The 18704-nt window shown below is 36.2% G+C and carries 16 protein-coding genes; 14 read left to right on the top strand and 2 right to left on the bottom strand.

Annotated features, from left to right (window positions below):
* Nucleotides 1–67: 67 nt before the first annotated feature.
* Together IPI15_RS10370 and IPI15_RS10365 are read right to left on the bottom strand one after the other, a co-directional pair.
* Nucleotides 68–1291: a hypothetical protein gene (locus tag IPI15_RS10370; RefSeq protein ID WP_287401520.1), complete on the bottom strand. Its 1224-nt coding sequence runs from the start codon at nucleotides 1289–1291 to the stop codon at nucleotides 68–70.
* 3 nt (nucleotides 1292–1294) lie between these two features.
* Nucleotides 1295–1885 (bottom strand): Crp/Fnr family transcriptional regulator, encoded by a 591-nt coding sequence (locus tag IPI15_RS10365; RefSeq protein WP_287401519.1) that lies wholly within the window; start codon nucleotides 1883–1885, stop codon nucleotides 1295–1297.
* A gap of 249 nt (nucleotides 1886–2134) precedes the next feature.
* Here IPI15_RS10365 and IPI15_RS10360 point away from each other — a divergent pair, with 249 nt between their 5' ends.
* From IPI15_RS10360 to IPI15_RS10295, 14 genes are all read left to right on the top strand, one after another.
* Nucleotides 2135–2824 carry a class I SAM-dependent methyltransferase gene (locus IPI15_RS10360; RefSeq protein ID WP_287401518.1) on the top strand — a complete coding sequence of 230 codons (690 nt, stop codon included), beginning with the start codon at nucleotides 2135–2137 and terminating at the stop codon, nucleotides 2822–2824.
* Between the two features lie 182 nt (nucleotides 2825–3006).
* Nucleotides 3007–3543 (top strand): YceD family protein, encoded by a 537-nt coding sequence (locus IPI15_RS10355; protein WP_287401517.1) that lies wholly within the window; start codon nucleotides 3007–3009, stop codon nucleotides 3541–3543.
* Nucleotides 3544–3570: 27 nt separating this feature from the next.
* Complete coding sequence (gene rpmF, locus IPI15_RS10350; RefSeq protein WP_287401516.1) at nucleotides 3571–3783, top strand: 50S ribosomal protein L32; 213 nt, start codon at nucleotides 3571–3573, stop codon at nucleotides 3781–3783.
* 98 nt (nucleotides 3784–3881) lie between these two features.
* A complete protein-coding gene (locus tag IPI15_RS10345; protein WP_287401515.1) occupies nucleotides 3882–4268 on the top strand; it encodes a RidA family protein in 387 nt (128 codons plus the stop codon).
* A 184-nt stretch (nucleotides 4269–4452) separates the two neighbouring features.
* Complete coding sequence (gene trpS / locus IPI15_RS10340; protein WP_287401514.1) at nucleotides 4453–5457, top strand: tryptophan--tRNA ligase; 1005 nt, start codon at nucleotides 4453–4455, stop codon at nucleotides 5455–5457.
* Between the two features lie 125 nt (nucleotides 5458–5582).
* Complete coding sequence (locus IPI15_RS10335; RefSeq protein ID WP_287420172.1) at nucleotides 5583–6377, top strand: thymidylate synthase; 795 nt, start codon at nucleotides 5583–5585, stop codon at nucleotides 6375–6377.
* Between the two features lie 380 nt (nucleotides 6378–6757).
* A complete protein-coding gene (locus IPI15_RS10330; protein ID WP_287401512.1) occupies nucleotides 6758–8140 on the top strand; it encodes a c-type cytochrome in 1383 nt (460 codons plus the stop codon).
* Nucleotides 8141–8182: 42 nt separating this feature from the next.
* Nucleotides 8183–11374 (top strand): TAT-variant-translocated molybdopterin oxidoreductase, encoded by a 3192-nt coding sequence (locus tag IPI15_RS10325; protein WP_287420170.1) that lies wholly within the window; start codon nucleotides 8183–8185, stop codon nucleotides 11372–11374.
* A gap of 71 nt (nucleotides 11375–11445) precedes the next feature.
* Complete coding sequence (gene nrfD / locus IPI15_RS10320) at nucleotides 11446–12864, top strand: NrfD/PsrC family molybdoenzyme membrane anchor subunit (RefSeq protein ID WP_287420169.1); 1419 nt, start codon at nucleotides 11446–11448, stop codon at nucleotides 12862–12864.
* Between the two features lie 19 nt (nucleotides 12865–12883).
* Nucleotides 12884–13414, top strand: coding sequence for a DUF3341 domain-containing protein (locus tag IPI15_RS10315; RefSeq protein ID WP_287401509.1), 531 nt, complete (start codon nucleotides 12884–12886; stop codon nucleotides 13412–13414).
* 15 nt (nucleotides 13415–13429) lie between these two features.
* Entirely contained in the window at nucleotides 13430–14266 is an 837-nt protein-coding gene (locus IPI15_RS10310; protein WP_287401508.1) for a c-type cytochrome, read from the top strand.
* A gap of 52 nt (nucleotides 14267–14318) precedes the next feature.
* On the top strand, nucleotides 14319–15605 hold the full coding sequence (locus tag IPI15_RS10305) for a hypothetical protein (protein WP_287401507.1): 1287 nt from the start codon (nucleotides 14319–14321) through the stop codon (nucleotides 15603–15605).
* A 46-nt stretch (nucleotides 15606–15651) separates the two neighbouring features.
* Entirely contained in the window at nucleotides 15652–16821 is a 1170-nt protein-coding gene (locus IPI15_RS10300; RefSeq protein ID WP_287420168.1) for a cytochrome c oxidase subunit II, read from the top strand.
* A 27-nt stretch (nucleotides 16822–16848) separates the two neighbouring features.
* On the top strand, nucleotides 16849–18699 hold the full coding sequence (locus tag IPI15_RS10295) for a cytochrome c oxidase subunit I (RefSeq protein WP_287401505.1): 1851 nt from the start codon (nucleotides 16849–16851) through the stop codon (nucleotides 18697–18699).
* The last annotated feature ends 5 nt before the right edge of the window (nucleotides 18700–18704 follow it).

The raw sequence follows: 18704 nt of genomic DNA, 5'->3' as shown, positions 1-18704 counted from the left end.
AACAATATTTAGCAATCAAGGTCAAGATGAATTTTAAAATCATTTGCTTTGACATTGAAGATATCAATTATACAGACTGTCTCTTCATAACTTGACTTATAAATACCATCAGCATGCTCGAGAACATTATAATAGCTGCTAATAGCAATAGCTCATTATCGTATGGAATGATCACATAGCCAAATGATAAAATACCCTGAAATGCCAATAAGATTTCATTTAAAAATACTCCGAATACAAAAGTAAGTACACTAACTTTTAATAGTTTGGAATACCGGATATATCCTTCGGTGATTAAAAAACCTAAGATGAAAAGTGTAAAGAGGCCTAATAAAACTAGGTGTAAGTAGGCAATGACTATTGGACGGAAACCGAAAGCCAATTTACTAATTGCCGGCACAGTGGAAAAAGTTTGCAACAATATCTTTAATGAAAAGGCCATGCCGGATATTCCAAAAAGGATTTTCGTAGTCAGGTTTAGTTTTAAATTCGAAATTATTTTTTTTGAAATAATCCCCGATACCAATCTGTAACTACCTAATAATTGTAAGGTTGTTCCGATAATTACTAGCAAAAATATCCAAATTGGTAGATCTAGCCATAATACCGAAAGTCCATATGTTGGTACGCAACTAATTGCGAGAGTCCGGAAAATTATTTTTTCATGCTTAATGTATATTTTGGCTATTTCAAGATGATGAATGATTAGTCCAACCACTGCAAATAGGAACCAGCCGTTGTATTGAAAATGTAGATACCAATAAACAGACGCCAAATACAAATGCTGATCATAGTTTTTTGAAGCCATCATATAACTTAGATAGCATATTCCGACTGCTGATATAATATTAAATACAATTGCTGCTAAAAACCATTTTCTACTAACTGTATTTTCGAGACTCCTGGTTGTTTTATAATATAGTCCACCAAATGTAAATGACAGGAGTATAGATAATGTTGAAAAGAAAATTGAAAAAAGTCCGTAACCCTGAAGTGCAAATGATATAAGCATACCGTAAGCGCATATAAGAGAACCAATAAAAATAATTCTGAATTGCTTGGTATCTTTTTCAGAAATAGTATCCCCTAAATTATTGGCTATGAGTATCATCAAGATAAAAGATATCCAGCCAAAAAGAGCAAAATGCGAATGAGAATGTAACAAATTTTTCTGTACGAAAAAAGGAAATTCAAATGCAATTTTGAAGCGCATCAGTGAACCTAAAACAGCAACGATCATTAAATTGAAAATGCATATTCTTACCCAGGTTTTAATTTCGGATTTAAACATATATCAAATTTGTATTTTACGGTTTACGATTTTTAATTTATTGTCACCACTCAATTTAATGATAGTTCTAATAACTGTTTCTACACGGAGTCCGGTAATGTTGGCAATTTGCTGACGAGTGTAGGGCACAATCATAGGAGAAATGTTCCCTTGATCATTTTTTAAATTGTAAAATAAGCGCAATAGTTTCTCCTCTGCATTATTAGAAATCAAAATTTTTGAAGAATTTGATTTGGCTATTATTCGATTGGAAAGGGAGAAAAGAAGGCGCTTCATTATCTCCGGATAAATATCCAATATTTTCAAAAAATTGTCACGCGATATTTTATACAATTCTACATTTGTATAGGCTACAGCATAGCTTGGATATGGTTTGTTTGCTATTAAAGGTGGTTCCCCAAAAGTTTCTCCGGAACTGAATAACCCCAATAGAATTTCATTTCCCTTGTCATTATATTGTATCACTTTAACACTCCCTTTTATGACCTGAAAAAAGTAGTTCGGTTTACTTCCTTCATAGAAAATATAGCTTCCTTTTTCATATTCATTGATTGAACCTCCATATGCAGCTATGATCTTGTTACTCACTAACATATCTTAGAATACCTTTTTTACAAGTATAAAACATTTCCCTACATTTCAATAATTTTAACAAAAGTTTATTCAAAAATTATAATATTTTCAAAATGATAAATATTTTAATCCATCATTCATCTTTTTCCAAGCTTCGAATATCCTTTTAAGGTAAACGAATTAATAAAAATGTTAGATTAATTTAAAGTCTATGAGTATAATTCATTTTTGATATTAAATTTGTGTCAGCTTTCATCTTAAATATAAAGGATGCCTCGTAATATTTTTGTCATCGTGGGTTTATGTGTTTGGTTTGGATTATTTTCGGCCTGCAAACAAGAAGTAAAGGAAATTCCTCAGGACATAACACGACCTGATACGGATACAAATATCAACCCTAAGGAATTTGATCAGTCAGACAATGAACCAGACAGGGTGATTTGGCAAAAACCTGAGATGGTTATGGAGCTCCTTGGTGACATGAAAGACAAGGTGGTCGCAGATATTGGTGCCGGAACAGGCTTTTTCACATTTAGATTATTGCAACAGGCAAAGAAAGTCATCGCTGTTGATATTGACAAAGGACCGCTTGAAAGGATGCGGATGTTGTCCCAAAAGCTGGATACCTCCATCTCTAATAAATTGGAAATTAAACTTGCAAAACCTTCAGATCCTGAACTCCAGCCTCAAAGCGTCGATATCGTTTTTCTATCCAACACTTATATGTATATTCAGGACAGAACGACCTATCTGCGCAATTTAAAAAAGTACCTCAGGCCTAAAGCCAGGATATTGATTATTGATTATAAAAGGAAAGTTATTCCATTTGGTCCTCCATATGAAGAAAGGGTAGGGCTCAACCGAGCAGAAAGAGAGCTTAAAGAAGCAGGCTATACAATAGAACGATCGGATGACGTGTCATTGGATTATCAGTATATTTTATTGGCTAAATATAAATGATGGTATATATTTTCTTTAAGTGGGATTTCGGCTAACTTTGAGATTCTTGTTTAAACTGAAATTATGTAACTTCTAAAATGTTTTAGGTATTAGAACAAGGATAAATTTTTTTTATATATATGTGCTGTAATTTAAAAATAAAAAATTACCTTTGCAGTCCATTTGTAAAAGTATGAATAGGAATGGCTTTTTTTGATCAGTTTACCTTGCCAGTCAAAGGCTTACATATTGGTTTGCATGAATATCAGTTTGATATCAATGACGATTTTTTCAAATTGTCCGATACTGAACTCATAGAATCCGGCAATTTCAAAGTAAATCTTGTCATTGACAAGAACATGGACATGATGATCCTCAATATTGATTTTGAGGGATTCTGGAAGACTGTTTGCGACAGATGCACTGCCGACATTGATCTTCCTATCACAGGAAATAATGAGATACTGATCAAATACGCCGATAAGGAACTAGACGATGGAGACATCATTTATATAATGAAAGAATCCACCGAACTCAATGTTGCCAAGATCATTCTTGATAGTATTATAGTCGGCCTGCCGATCCAGAAGACTTACGATTGTGATGATGAGGAGCCCAGACCTTGCGATGATACTGTCCTGGACAGATTAAGCGGTTGGGATGATGAAGAAGAAGAAATAAAGACTTCGACAGATATCTGGTCTAACCTTACAGGTTTGCAGATAGATAGTGAAGAATAATTAGTATAATATTTAAATTAAAATACAATGCCAAATCCAAAGTGGAGACACTCTAAACAAAGAAAAAGGAAAAGACGTACGCACGATAGTTTGACTTTGCCTACTGTTGGAACAGATAAGACTACAGGAGAGAGCCACATGATGCACAGAGCACATTGGTCTGAAGGTGCATTATTCTACAGAGGAAGAAAGGTAATAGAGGCTGCTGCAGCCAAAGATATCGAGGACACCGAGGGTTAAGTACAACTACCTATCGTCTCAGAAAATAAATTTTTGCCTGATCTTCACAAGAGGTCAGGTTTTTTTATATTTGGCCTTTCCTAATAAAATAATCTACTTTGAAAAAAATAATTTATACTCCGGATGCTCCGTCTCCAATAGGGCCATACAGTCAGGCTGTCGAAGCTAATGGGATGTTATTCGTATCCGGCCAAATAGCTTTGGACCCTGTCAGCGGAGAATTGATACAAGACGATATTGAGACGGAAACAAGGCAAGTATTCAGTAATCTGAAAGCCATTCTTGAAGCAAGAGGACTTACTTTCGACCATGTCGTCAAGTCAACAGTCTTCGTAGCGGATATGAATCAGTTTGCAAGGATAAATGCAGTTTACGCTGAATATTTCTCAGGTGAAGAAACTCCAGCACGTGAAACAGTCCAGGCTGCAGCACTTCCGAAGTTTGTGAATATTGAAATTTCCGTGATTGCAGTCATTGGTCAGTAAGTCAGTGTTCAGTGTTCAGTTTTCAATGGTCAGAAGTCAATTATATTGCTTTAAAATCAAAAAGGTATATTTGAAGAAGCAAAATCTGAAGCAAAAATAAAGTTGGTCAGATTTCCCCCTTTTGAGGGGGCTAGGGGGGAGTCTTTAATTAATATCGAATTAAAAAATATTATACAAAATAACAATGAAAAAAATTCTCTCCGGCATCCAGCCCACAGGTGAGCTCCACTTAGGAAACTATTTTGGTGCAATTAAAAACTGGGTAGATCTACAGGAAAGTTACGAATGTACCTATTCCGTTGTAGACTATCATTCTATGACAATGCCTTATAAAGCTGAGAACCTTCAAAATAATTCATGGAGAATGGTTTATCAATTACTGGCATGTGGCGTTAAAGCTGAAAATCTTTTTATTCAGTCTTTAATACCAGAACATACAGAACTCACATGGATCCTTTCTTGTGTTTGTTCGTATGGAGAATTGACCAGAATGACACAATTTAAAGACAAAAGTGATCAGACAAAGGAAACCTCAAAGGATTCATTGGTTTCGGCTGGTTTGTTGTTTTATCCGGTGCTGCAGGCTGCAGACATATTACTATATAAAGCAGATTACGTTCCTATCGGCAAAGATCAGGAGCAGCACTTAGAACTCTCTCGTAATATTGCTGAACGATTTAACAATAATTTTGAAGTAGATTATTTCAGAAGTCCCGAGGCTTTATTTACTGAAACACCAAAGTTGTTGTCGCTAGCAAATCCTGAAAAGAAAATGAGCAAGAGTCTTGGAGAAAAGCATTTTGTTAGTTTATTTGGTGATGCAAATATCATCACTAAGCAAGTGAAGTCAGCAGTGACGGACTCAGGTGAAGCACAGTCCGGAGTGATGAGCCCCGGTGTTAAGAACCTTTTTGAACTACTTAAAGCTTGCAATAAAACTGAAGCTTATAAAGTCAATTTCGAAAAGTGGGAGAGTGGCAGTCTTCAATATGGAGCGCTAAAAGGCGATGTGGCAGAAGCCCTTATCGAATTAACACAAAAATTTAAAAATAATCTGCAACATATCCGTGAAAATGAAGATTCCGTAAAGGAGCAAGTTTTTGCAAGTAGCGCTCAGATAAGGAAAAAAGCACAACAGACGATTGATGAAGTAAGGGAGATCACGGGGTTGGCAAAATTGAGAAGGTAGTTTCTAATAAATAATGAATAATGAATAATAATATATGTGTAACATTACCGATTACCCATTACCGAATGCCAATTACCCATTACCCATTACCCATTTTAGATCATTTATAATTTAGAATTAAAAAGGTGAAACAATATCAAGACTTATTAAGCACAATCCTTGAAGATGGGACTTTTAAGGCAGACCGCACCGGCACCGGTACTAAAAGTATATTCGGGCATCAGATGAGATTTGACCTATCCAGGGGATTTCCAATGTTGACTACTAAGAAGTTGCACCTTAAGTCTATTATCTATGAATTACTTTGGTTCATCAAAGGAGATACTAATATAAAGTACCTTAACGATCATGAAGTGCGCATCTGGGACGAATGGGCAGATGAAAATGGCGATCTTGGTCCGGTATATGGCAAACAATGGCGAAGTTGGGAAGGAGCAGATGGCAAAACTTATGATCAATTATTAACTGCAATTAATACCATAAAAAATAACCCGGATTCACGCAGAATCATCATAAATGCATGGAATGTAGCAGATCTGGATGCAATGGCCTTGAGTCCTTGCCATTGCTTATTTCAGTTTTATGTTGCGGATGGCAAATTGTCTTGCCAATTATACCAACGTTCAGCCGATGTTTTTCTTGGAGTCCCTTTCAATATTGCTTCTTATGCCTTGTTGACTATGATGATGGCTCAGGTGTGTGACCTAGAATATGGAGATTTTGTACATACATTTGGAGATGCTCATTTATACTCAGACCATTTTGAGCAGGCGAAACTTCAATTAAGCCGATCCCCGCGATCTTTACCTTTGATTACCATCAATCCTTCCATCAAAGATATCAATGATTTTAAGTTTGAAAATTTTGTCCTAACTGGGTACGATCCACATCCTCATATTAAGGCGAAAGTCTCTATCTGAGAAAATCCTATTTTTGAGATATTCTATGTCTTTTAGTTAAGAAAATTAAGGAATTAATGTTTTTAATTGAGTGAAATTAGAATTAATTCCAACATTAAATATTTTAGGATTATACCATTAGTTGGTCGGATATCAAATATTATAAATTTATATGTATCATTATCAAGTACTTGTAAAATCTAATATTTTGATTTCAAAGCATTTGCCAACTAATCTTAATTAGAAATAATCTAAATAGCTATATTTCTTTCATGAAATAGTTAAAATATTTAACAGTTGGTTATTTTTGCGTGATTAATCTTTTGAAGAATTATATTAAGTATTGCAATCTATACCTCTTAAGCATGATTAATTGTACGAAATATTTAAAAACGCGCAGTTTGAAGTCAATTGTTATTTTTCTACTCACTATTTTTTCGCTTAGTGCAGTAACAGCAGCCAATCTTGACAAGGGAAAAGACCTTTTTAAGGCCAATTGTGCCACTTGTCACAATAAGAACATGAAAGATAAGCTGACCGGTCCAGCGCTTATGACTGGATTGTCGGATTGGGCAGCATATCCTAAGGAAGATCTTTACAGATGGATCAAGAACTCACAGGCTATGATAGCTGAAGGTCATCCTCAGGCAGTAAAGATCTGGAATGAATACAAGCCGGTTGTGATGACAGCATTCCCTACTTTGTCGGATGCGGATATCGATGATATTCTAGCTTACACAAATGGGGTCATTGATGGCTCTTACCCTCCCAAAGCCGCAGGTGTGGCAGCAGATACAGCAGTAGTTGCCCCAAAGGATAACACTTGGATTTACTTTGCTATTTTTGGTCTACTTGCTATATTAGCAATTGTATTGGGAGGTATTTCAAGAGGCTTAAACAGAATTGAAAAAGAGAAAGAAGGTGAAGTTGTTGAGAAAAAGACTGTAATGCAGTTGTTGACATCTAAATCAGTAATAGGAGTAGTGCTATTTGCACTAATTGTTTTGGGTGGTTATACCACAGTTAATAATGCGATTAATTTGGGACGTCAACAGAATTATGCTCCTGATCAACCAATAAAATTTTCGCATGTCACACATGCAGGAATAAATAAAATTGATTGCCAATTTTGCCATGATGGAGCCCGCAGGAGTAAGCAATCTGTCATTCCTCCTACAAGTACTTGTATGAATTGCCATAAGGCAATTAAAAAAGGATCTCAATATGGGACGGAAGAAATTACCAAGATATTTGCCTCAATTGGTTTTGATCCAAGTACGGACAAATATATCGAGAACTATAACTCACTTTCACAAAAGGATGTGGGAGCTATCTATAAAAAATGGATTAAAAATCAGTATCTACTTAATGAAGGCACTTCAATGAATGAGGAAGGTAAAGATTTTGTTAAAAATCAATGGAACAGTATTGTTTCTTCTTTAACTAATCCAAATAAGTCAAAAGTTCAAGGCCCCATTGAATGGATTAGGGTCCATAATTTGCCTGACCATGTCTATTTTAATCACTCCCAACATGTCACTGTAGGTAAGATCGACTGTGCTAATTGTCATGGAAAAGTAGCTGAAATGGAAACATTACGCCAATATTCCCCTCTTTCAATGGGATGGTGTATTAATTGTCACAGACAAACCGATGTTCAGTTCAATGAAAATCCTTATTATGACAGTTACATCAGGTATCATCAGGAATTAAAAGATGGTAAACGTGATAAAGTTACTGTAGCTGACGTAGGCGGTCTTGAATGTCAAAAATGTCACTATTAATCTTATAATTAAATATTAGAATTCTTTATTATATAAAAGGATATGAGCGAAATAAAACAAGATTATTGGGTAAGCAGTGAGGAATTCACTCAGGATGAATCTTTTGTAAAGGCATCTGGAAATGAATTTTTTGATCTGCCTATTCTCAATAATATAGCTAGTGAAGAAGAAAATGCATCAACTCAAGGCCATAATAGAAGGGACTTTTTAAAATATCTAGGGTTTAGCATCGGCGCAGCTACAATCGCAGCCGGTTGCGAATCTCCAATTAGAAAAGCGATACCTTATGTTACAAAACCCGATTCTATCGTCCCTGGTATAGCTAACTATTATTCTTCAACTTTCATTAAAGGAAATGACGTTCTACCAATTGTAGTGAAAACTCGTGAAGGTAGGCCAATCAAAATAGAAGGTAACTCTTTGAGCAAATTCTCTCAAGGTGGAACGAGCGCAAGAGCTCAAGCATCTGTATTAGATCTTTATGACATAGGAAGATATCGCTTTGCGGGACAGAATAAAGGGAAGGATTATAAGAAAATTAGTTGGTCAGACCTAGATCAACAGATTGGTGAAAAGCTTACACCTGCTGCTAGAATAAGATTAGTTTCTAATTCGATAACAAGTCCTTCTATGATGGCAGCAATCGCTCAATTTACAGCTGCTTATCCTGGTACGAAACATGTAACATACGACCCATTTTCTTCATCTGCAATCATCATTGCCAATGAAAGATCCTTTGGTAAACGCGTTTTTCCAGGATATGAATTTGGAAATGCAAGCATAGTTGTAAATTTTGGTGCTGACTTTCTAGGTACCTGGGTTTCTCCGGTTGAATATTCAGCTGCTTGGACAAAAACAAGAAAACTTAAAGATTTCAATAAGCCGGACATGAGCCGCCTTATTCAGTATGAGAGCAATATGTCATATACTGGATCGAACGCAGATAATAGAATGTTGATCAGACCATCCGAGCAGGGTACAGCTATTGTTAAATTATATAACGCTGTGGCTGCATTAGCAGGTGCTTCAAGCATTGCATCAGGAGGGTCTCTTAAGAATGCTAAGGCTGAAAAATCCTTTTCATCTGTAGCTAAAGATCTTTGGGCAAATAAAAATAAAGGCCAGTCATCATTAGTGATTTCTGATTCAAATAATATATCAGAGCAAATCATTATTAATAAGATAAATGATCTGTTAGGTAATTATGGTAAGACAATAGATCTTAACAACTATTCAAATCAAAGAAAAGGTGTTGACAGTGATATCGTTGATTTGATCAAAGACATGAATAGTAATTTAGTAGATGTCGTAATTATTATGGGTGATGCCAATCCTGCATTCGATCTTCCTGAAAGTGCAGACTTTGCTTCAGGTCTTAAGAAAGTAGGTTTATCTGTTTCGTTATCTACTAATCCTAACGAAACCAGTGCATTATGCAAATATGTAGCACCTGCCAACCATTTTCTAGAATCATGGGGAGATGCACAACCGAGAAAGAATTTTTATTATGTAATGCAGCCAACTATTGCTCCTTTATTTGCGACAAGACAAGCTGAGGTTACTCTTTTGAAGTGGGCGAAATCTGGAGTTACAGATTATGATGCATATATTCAAAATACGTGGAAAGGCTCTTTATTCTCTTTGCAGAACGAGTTTTCTTCTTTCCAAAGCTTTTGGGATAATACTTTGCATAATGGACTTATTGAATTAAATGCTGAAGCTGGTGGTGCATCAGTTTCTATAGATGTTAACTCTATTGCTGCTGGAGTAACTAAGCCTGCTACAGGAGTGGAAGTTAAGTATTATGAGCCAATGGGTGTAGGATGCGGCGCTTATGCTAACAATCCTTGGCTACAAGAATTGCCAGATCCTATTACACGCACTGTATGGACAAGTGTAGTCCATATTCCATTGAAATGGGATGGTGACAGTAGGTTTGATTATTATAAAGATCTAAATAAGGATGGTTTATATGTGCATTTCAAATCCGGTAAAGTAAATGTTGAAAACATGCCAATTGTGAGACAATTCGGTCAAATGTCTGATACATTGGCTATTCCTCTTGGATATGGCAGAAAAGAAGGAAATGCAAGTGCTAAAAATGTAGGTAACTGCGTAATGAATACATTATCCCGAGATTCAGATGGAAATGTAAGATACTGGAACGACAAGGTGGATATAACACCAACTGGAGGTGAAGACGCACACTACGCTTCAGTCCAACATCATCATACACTGGGTGTAACAGGGAAAGATAAAAGCAACCAGACTATAAATGTGGATGAGAAGGCTTTGATGACTCTAGGATCAGGTTATCAAGGATCTTTGACAGGCAGAAGTATATTGAAATCTGCTGATATGTCCAATTTTGCAGAAAAGGTAAAGGAACTAAAAGAATTTAGAGCTGAGGCAAGTCATTTAAATAATGAAACAATGTACCCCGGCCATGATGATTTATATAAACAAGGTCATCATTGGGGTCTAAGTGTCGATTTAAATTCATGCACAGGTTGCGGAGCATGTCAGGTAGCCTGTGTCGCAGAGAATAATGTACCTATAGTTGGTAAAAATGAAGTTCATCGTCATCATGAGATGACTTGGTTAAGAATAGATAGATACTATTATGGAGATGTAGAATCTCCAAATGTATTTTATCAGCCAATGATGTGTCAGCATTGCGATAATGCTCCATGTGAGAATGTTTGTCCGGTAAATGCGACTAACCATAGTGCAGAAGGATTGAATCAAATGGCCTATAACAGATGTGTAGGAACCAGATACTGTGCAAATAACTGTCCATATAAAGTCAGAAGATTCAACTGGTCAGATTTTACAACAGCGGATCTTTTCGGAAAAAATGAAAAGAATGTTATGCCTGATGGTGAAACATTATTTTATGAGGATAACCTTACAAGAATGGTGCTCAACCCGGATGTGACCGTAAGATCAAGAGGGGTGATTGAGAAATGCTCTATGTGCATTCAACGTATTCAGGAAGGTAAACTTCGTGCAAAAATCGAATCTCGTCCTTTAAAAGAAACTGACATTACTACGGCATGTGCTGCAGCTTGTCCAACAGGTGGTATTATTTTCGGTGATCAAAATACAAAAGATGGTATTTTGAATACAGAGTGGTCAAATCCTACTACTTACTTTGCACTTGAAGAGATCAATGTAAGGTCGAAAGTTGGTTACAAAATGAGATTAACTAATAAAAATGCTGATCTTGCATAATCGACTTATTAAGAGTTAATTGAGCATTTAGATTTAAAGAATATTATAAACATTAGCAAAATATATCACATATGTCTATAGTTGTTTCACCGATTAGGGAACCGTTAATCATGGGGAGTAAGACGTATCATCAGATTACTGAAGATATTTGCGCTCCATCTGAAAAAGCCCCTACCCGTCAGTGGATAGTAGGATTCATTTTAGCTGTCACATTGCTGGCAGTATTTGTATTCTGTGTTGGCTGGCAAATTTTTTACGGTGTAGGAGCTTGGAACCTTAACAGAACCATTGGATGGGGTTACGATATTACCAACTTCGTTTGGTGGGTTGGTATTGGTCATGCAGGAACTTTGATTTCTGCCATTCTTTTGCTTTTTAGACAAAAATGGAGAACCGGGGTTAACCGTGCTGCGGAGGCAATGACAATATTTGCCGTAATTTGTGCAGCTATGTTTCCAGTTATTCACGTAGGAAGGATATGGTTGTTGTTTTATTTTGCACCACTTCCAAATACAAGAGGCCCACTTTGGGTCAACTTTAATTCTCCATTACTTTGGGATGTATTTGCGATCTCTACTTATTTTACCGTTTCTTTATTATTTTGGTATACAGGTTTGGTACCAGATTTCGCGACATTGAGAGACAGAGCAGTTGGTTTTAGAAGAAAAATGTATAATGTTCTTTCTTTTGGATGGACAGGAGCAGCAAAACACTGGCAGAGATTCGAGTCTTTGAGTCTTGTATTGGCAGGTATCGCAACTCCACTAGTACTTTCTGTACATACGATAGTATCTTTTGACTTTGCTACTTCTGTTATTCCGGGTTGGCATACGACGATTTTCCCTCCTTATTTTGTTGCTGGTGCTATCTTTTCTGGTTTTGCTATGGTTCAGACATTGATGTTAGTAACAAGAAAGGCTTTAAAATTAGAAGACTACATTACTGTAAACCATGTAGAATCTATGAATAAAGTGATTCTTTTGACAGGAACAATTGTTGGTGTCGCATATTTAACTGAGTTATTTATTGCTTGGTATTCCCAATTTGTTTATGAGCAGTTTGCATTCGCTAACAGAGCAGCTGGTATATATTGGTGGGCATATTTGGGTATGATGGCTTGTAATGTACTCACACCGCAATTATTTTGGAGCAAAAAGATAAGAAGAAGCCTTTGGTGGACTTTCTTTATGTCAGTTTTTGTGAATATAGGAATGTGGTTTGAAAGATTCGTGATTATTGTGACTTCATTGGCCAGAGATTATTTGCCATCAAGTTGGAGTTACTATTATCCTTCCTGGAATGAAATTGGAATCTATTTAGGAACATTCGGTTTGTTCTTTACATGTTACTTAATATTCGTAAGAATTGCTCCGGTGGTTGCTATTGCTGAAGTAAAAGCAATATTGAAATCTGCGGGTGATCAATATAGGGGTAAAAATTTAGGTCATGAGAGCCATTCTGCAGAGGGGGCTCAAGTAGATCATCATTAAATTAAATAGATAGAAGCTAATGGCATTCAAAAATAAAGAAATATTGTTTGGGTTATTCGATGATGAGACCCAATTATTGGCAGCGGTGGCAGATGCAAAGCATGCTCACATAGAAATAGACAATGTATATACTCCTTTTCCTGTGCATGGTCTTGATCCATTGCTGGGATTGGAAGAATCTAGATTACATATCGCTGGTTTTTTCTATGGCTTAACAGGTACATTGACTGCATTTTTTGGTATGACTTGGATTTTTACACGTGATTGGCCAACAATCTTTGGAGGTAAGCCTTACTTTTCATTTCCTGCATTTGTGCCAATAATATTTGAATTAACAGTATTGTTCGCTTCTATTGGAATGGTAGTAACATTTTATACGGTTTGTGGCTTGGGTCCTGGTGTTAAAGCAGAAACTTTACACGATCGGATTACAGATGATAAATTTTGCATATCTTTTGATATGTCAGGTGCTGATGAAGAATTGAGAAATTCAATTCGTTCATTTTTTCAAAAACATGGCGCCTCTTTGGTGGACACTAAATTAGTTTAAACGCTTAGTTTGAATATGAAGAAATATACTAATATAGCATTTTTTGCAGCTTTACTTTTAGGTGGAACCTTCTTTTTAGAAAGTTGTGGTCCAGCTGGAGGTAATAATACAGGTCATGAATACATGATGGATATGGGCCACTCAATTGCCTATGAAGCAAATACGGTTGATCTCTTTTATTACAACAGATGGGATATGAACAGTTATCTGAAATATGCCCAGCCTAGATCTCCGATTCCCGGAACAATTCCAAGAGGATATGTTGGTCTTGCAAAATATAGTAATGGGAAAGTCCCTGATTCAGTTCAAAGTGAATTTGACCATGAAACAATCAATGGTGCAGTTCCTTATTATTATGCAGATACAGATGATGACAGATTACGTGCTATAAATGAGATCCGTTTAAATCCTTATCCGATCACCAAGGCTGGTCTTGCACAAGGTAAGGCGTTGTATGATATTTATTGTGGAATTTGTCATGGTGAAAAGGCTGATGGAAACGGCTACCTTGTAAGAGATGACGGGAAGTATCCAGCTCAACCTGCTATCCTTGTAAGTGATGAATTTATTGCTGCAAGTAATGGAAGATTTTATCACGCTATTATGCATGGAAAGAATGTAATGGGAGCATATTCTGATAAACTTTCATACAAGGAAAGGTGGGAAGTGATTCAGTATATTCGATCTCTACAAGCACAAGCTAAAGGTCTTAAATACGATGAAAATGAAAATACATTGAATAAAACAGATTTTATCGCTTCGAACAGTGTAAATCCCAATTTTAAAGTTGATGCAGAAACTGCAGCAAAACTTGTTAAAACAACTATTGATACTTCAGTAGTGAAACATTAATATAATAGGTTGTAAATAGTATATCAAAACGACTCAAAACTAAGCAAAGGGCATGGATCAATTTATATTCAGATCAAAATACAAAAACTTATTATTTGCCTTTATGGCACTGGGCTTAATCTGTATGGCCTTAACCTGGTTCAATGATGATGCATTGCATACAAGATTCTGGACAAACTTTTTGCACAACTCTATGTTCTTTACAGGTATAGGTTTTGCAGCTCTTTTCTTGATGTGTATGGGTATATTGACGTATGCAAGTTGGTTTGTGGTATTCAAAAGAATATGGGAAGCTTATAGTTTATTCATGGTAGTTGGACTGGGCCTAATGTTAATCATTGTTGCTGGAGTTTGGGGACATTTCCATCATTTGTATCACTGGGCAGATATTGAAGAAGTAGCCAAAGATGTGATCCTTAAAGGAAAATCTTCTTTTTTGAATCCGACCTGGTATAGTTTAGGAACAATAATTGTTCTTGGTTCATGGATATATTTTGCCATAAGAATGAGAGCACTTTCAATTGAACAGGACACCAACGGTGGAATAAATGATCTAACTCAATACAATAAGATGAAAGTAGCTTCAGCTATTTTCCTACCAATAGCTGGTTTTTCAAGTGCGGCTATGATATGGCAATGGATAATGTCCTTGGATGCCCATTGGTACAGTACGATGTTTGCATGGTACGCTACTGCATCTTGGGTAGTTTCTATGTTTTGTGTTTCTATTCTAACAATTATTTTTCTAAAAAGCCAGGGCTTTGCTAAATTCATTACGATTGAGCACCTGCATGATCTTGGAAAGATGGTTTTTGCTTTTAGCATCTTTTGGACCTATTTGTGGTTTAGTCAATTTATGTTGATTTGGTATGCAAATAATGGTGAAGAAACAATCTATTTTAACCAAAGAATGATGCATTATCCCGTTTTATTCTGGGGTAATTTGATAGTAAACTTTGTATTACCATTCTTGATTTTTATAAGAAATGATACTAAACGTAAATACGGATCACTAGTGTTTGTAAGTCTTTTGGTGTTGTTCGGTCATTGGTGGGATTTCTTTTTGATGATTAAGCCTGGTACATTGCATACGGCTCAGGAAGCATTGGAAAAGATGGGAGTTGGTGCAGCGCACGGTGCAGAAGCAGCTGGTCATGCTGCAGAGCATGTAAGTAACTATACTGCTGGTTTTACATTACCAGGATTGCTTGAGATTGGTACAATGTTGGGATTTTTAGCATTATTCTTTTTTGTGACATTGTCTCAGATGGCTAAAGTGAGTCTCAGACCTAAAAATGACCCTTTTTTACCTGAAAGTTTGCATCATCACGTACAGTAATAAAATAATGACTAAGTTCATATATAACAAAAAATAATCTATTTCAATGACAGCATTAATAATCTTTGGTTGTTTTATCCTTGTGGGTCTGGTTGTGTTCCAGATGTCTAAGATCAATGAGATGATCAAGAGGATAAAAGGAGAAGAAGCAGCGCTCGAACAGTCAAATAATAATACTGCGTGGGCATTATTGGCATTCATGATTGTCTTTTTAGTTGCAACAGTTTATTCTGCTTATCACTATAAAAATTTCATGTTAGGTTATGGACCTTTGTTGCCTGCCTCAGAACATGCTTCTTATATTGACGGCTTATTCAATGTAACTCTATGGGCTACAGGAATTGTTTTTATTATCACGCACATCCTTTTATTCTATTTTGCTTGGAAATACAAGTACACAAAAGGAGCAAAGGCTTTATATATGCCACATGATAATAAACTCGAAGTAATATGGACTGCTGCACCAGCAGTTGTTATGGCTTACTTAGTAATAAATGGTTTAGTGGTTTGGAATAAAGTAATGTCTGATGTCGTGCCAAATGATAATCATATAGAGATTGAAGCTACTGGTATGCAGTTTGCATGGATATTGAGATATCCAGGGCTGGATGGTAAATTAGGAACAAGAGATTTCAAACTGATTACAGCAACTAATGATTTAGGTCAGGATTGGAACGATCCGAAGAATCAAGATGATTTCAAACCTGATGAAATAGTGCTACCTAAAGGCAGAAAAGTTAGAGTCAGAATAACATCAAGAGATGTATTGCATTCTTTTTATCTTCCCCATTTTAAAGTAAAAATGGATGCAGTGCCAGGATTACCGACTTATTTTGTGTTTACTCCGACTATCACTTCGGAAGAATACAAAATGAATTTGAAAAAATATCCTGAGTGGAATGTTCCTGCTGATCCTACTGATCCAGCTGGTAAAAAGAAGTGGGAGACATTTACATTTGAATTAGCATGTGCAGAGTTATGTGGATCTAGTCATTTTGCGATGAGAAGGCCTGTAAGAGTTGTTACATCAGAACAGTACGATGCTTGGGTTAAAGCTCAGGGATCATATTATATGGCAAATGTGCGTGAAAATGCTGATGATCCCAATAAAGGTAAAGTAATCCCTATGGATTCTAAGTTTAAAAAGGAAGATGCAGCTGAGAAACCTGCTGGTGAGGTAACGGATTCAACGAAATCAGAAGTTAAAGTACAATAATACATAATTCAGAAAATAATTTTAGCTATGTCTAATTATAAGGTAGTAGTAGGAGACGAGATCGAAGAACTGATCGAAAAGAATGGTTATGATGACCATTTTCACGACCACCATGAAGGAGATAAATACCAATCGGGTTTTATAGGCAAATATATTTTCAGTTTGGATCATAAAATGATTTCCAGACAATTCCTTATTACCGGTATTATCTGGGCAGTGATAGGTGCTGCAATGTCAGTGATTTTCAGACTGCAATTAGGTTTTCCTGAAGCTGATATGTCTTGGTTAAAACCTTTGTTAGGACAATGGATCGTTGTAAATGATGCTGGAATCGGTACACTTTCACAAGAGTTTTATTATGCACTTGTTACAATGCATGGTACGATACTAGTTTTCTTTGTTTTGACAGCGGGGCTGAGTGGTACATTCAGTAATTTCCTTATTCCATTGCAAGTAGGAGCAAGAGATATGGCATCTCCATTGCTGAATATGATGTCTTATTGGTTCTTTTTCCTTGCAGGAATTGTACTTTTAGCATCTTTATTTTTAAGCACGGGTCCATTTTCAGGCGGTTGGACAGCATATCCTCCTTTAAGCGCATTGCCTCAAGCATCTTCAGGTTCTAAGGGAGGTATGACACTTTGGATAGTCAGTATGTCTTTATTTATTGTTTCTCAATTACTGGGCGGTATTAATTATATTACTACAGTGCTGAATCTTCGTACAAAAGGTATGAGTATGTGGAATATGCCACTTACTATGTGGGCATTCTTAGTTACAGCTATCCTAGGTGTATTGTCATTCCCTGTATTATTTTCTGGCGTTCTTTTATTGTTATTTGATAGAAGTATGGGCACAAGTTTCTACCTAAGTGAAATTTTTGTTCAAGGAGCTGCTTTAGAAAACGTTGGGGGGAGTCCTATTCTATATCAGCATTTATTTTGGTTCCTAGGACACCCCGAAGTTTATATTATCATATTACCTGCTATGGGTATAGTTTCTGAAGTAATGTCAGTACATGCTAGAAAGCCTATTTTTGGATATAAGGCTATGGTATTCTCAATGCTCGCAATTGCTTTTCTTTCATTTATAGTTTGGGCGCACCATATGTTTATGTCAGGTGTGAATCCATTCATCTCTAATTTCTTCGTAATATTTACACTCATCATCGCAGTACCTTCAGCTGTAAAAGTATTTAACTGGATTGCTACTTTATTCGGTGGTAATATCAGGTTGAATGCTCCAATGTTATATAGTATAGGTTTCGTGAGTTTTTTCATATCTGGAGGTCTTACAGGTATATTTCTAGGTAATTCAGCACTAGATATTCCATTACACGATACATATTTTGTGGTTGCCCACTTTCATATAGTAATGGGTGTAGCAGCATTTTTTGGTATGTTTGCGGGAGTCGCCCACTGGTTTCCTAAGATGTTCGGAAGATATTTGAATGAAACCATCCTTAAAATACATTTTTGGATCACAATGGTTGGTGCTTATTGTATTTTTTGGCCTCAGCATTATTTAGGAATCGCTGGTGTACCAAGAAGATATTACAGATTTGACAATTTCGATGCTTTCTCAGGTTGGGGTGATATGAATAAATTCATAACGATCTCTGCAATCCTTGTATTTTGCGTTCAGTTACTTTGGGTTTTTAACTTTTTTTATAGTATCTGGAGAGGCAAGAAGGTGACTGAAAAGAATCCTTATGGAGCCAACACATTGGAATGGACTACCGACATTGAACCAGTTCACGGTAACTGGCATGGCAAATTGCCTAAAGTAGAGCGTTGGGCATATGATTATGGTAAGGATGGAAAGGAGTTCATTACTCAGATCACACCTTACGCTGAAGGTGAAGAGGTTACACATTAATAACA

This window comes from Candidatus Brachybacter algidus, assembly GCF_016707225.1.
In the GTDB taxonomy this organism is placed as follows: Bacteria; Bacteroidota; Bacteroidia; order Chitinophagales; family Saprospiraceae; genus Parvibacillus; species Parvibacillus algidus.
The sequence above is the reverse complement of the archived record's forward strand: the minus strand, read 5'-3'. Positions and strand labels throughout refer to the sequence as shown.

What these genes read in the sequence shown, in the direction of transcription:
- IPI15_RS10370 (WP_287401520.1), bottom strand. Translation starts at nt 1,291, where the DNA reads ATGTTTAAATCCGAAATTAAAACCTGGGTAAGAATATGCATTTTCAAT.
- IPI15_RS10365 (WP_287401519.1), bottom strand. Translation starts at nt 1,885, where the DNA reads ATGTTAGTGAGTAACAAGATCATAGCTGCATATGGAGGTTCAATCAAT.
- IPI15_RS10360 (WP_287401518.1), top strand. Translation starts at nt 2,135, where the DNA reads ATGCCTCGTAATATTTTTGTCATCGTGGGTTTATGTGTTTGGTTTGGA.
- IPI15_RS10355 (WP_287401517.1), top strand. Translation starts at nt 3,007, where the DNA reads ATGGCTTTTTTTGATCAGTTTACCTTGCCAGTCAAAGGCTTACATATT.
- rpmF (WP_287401516.1), top strand. Translation starts at nt 3,571, where the DNA reads ATGCCAAATCCAAAGTGGAGACACTCTAAACAAAGAAAAAGGAAAAGA.
- trpS (WP_287401514.1), top strand. Translation starts at nt 4,453, where the DNA reads ATGAAAAAAATTCTCTCCGGCATCCAGCCCACAGGTGAGCTCCACTTA.
- IPI15_RS10325 (WP_287420170.1), top strand. Translation starts at nt 8,183, where the DNA reads ATGAGCGAAATAAAACAAGATTATTGGGTAAGCAGTGAGGAATTCACT.
- nrfD (WP_287420169.1), top strand. Translation starts at nt 11,446, where the DNA reads ATGTCTATAGTTGTTTCACCGATTAGGGAACCGTTAATCATGGGGAGT.
- IPI15_RS10315 (WP_287401509.1), top strand. Translation starts at nt 12,884, where the DNA reads ATGGCATTCAAAAATAAAGAAATATTGTTTGGGTTATTCGATGATGAG.
- IPI15_RS10310 (WP_287401508.1), top strand. Translation starts at nt 13,430, where the DNA reads ATGAAGAAATATACTAATATAGCATTTTTTGCAGCTTTACTTTTAGGT.
- IPI15_RS10305 (WP_287401507.1), top strand. Translation starts at nt 14,319, where the DNA reads ATGGATCAATTTATATTCAGATCAAAATACAAAAACTTATTATTTGCC.
- IPI15_RS10300 (WP_287420168.1), top strand. Translation starts at nt 15,652, where the DNA reads ATGACAGCATTAATAATCTTTGGTTGTTTTATCCTTGTGGGTCTGGTT.
- IPI15_RS10295 (WP_287401505.1), top strand. Translation starts at nt 16,849, where the DNA reads ATGTCTAATTATAAGGTAGTAGTAGGAGACGAGATCGAAGAACTGATC.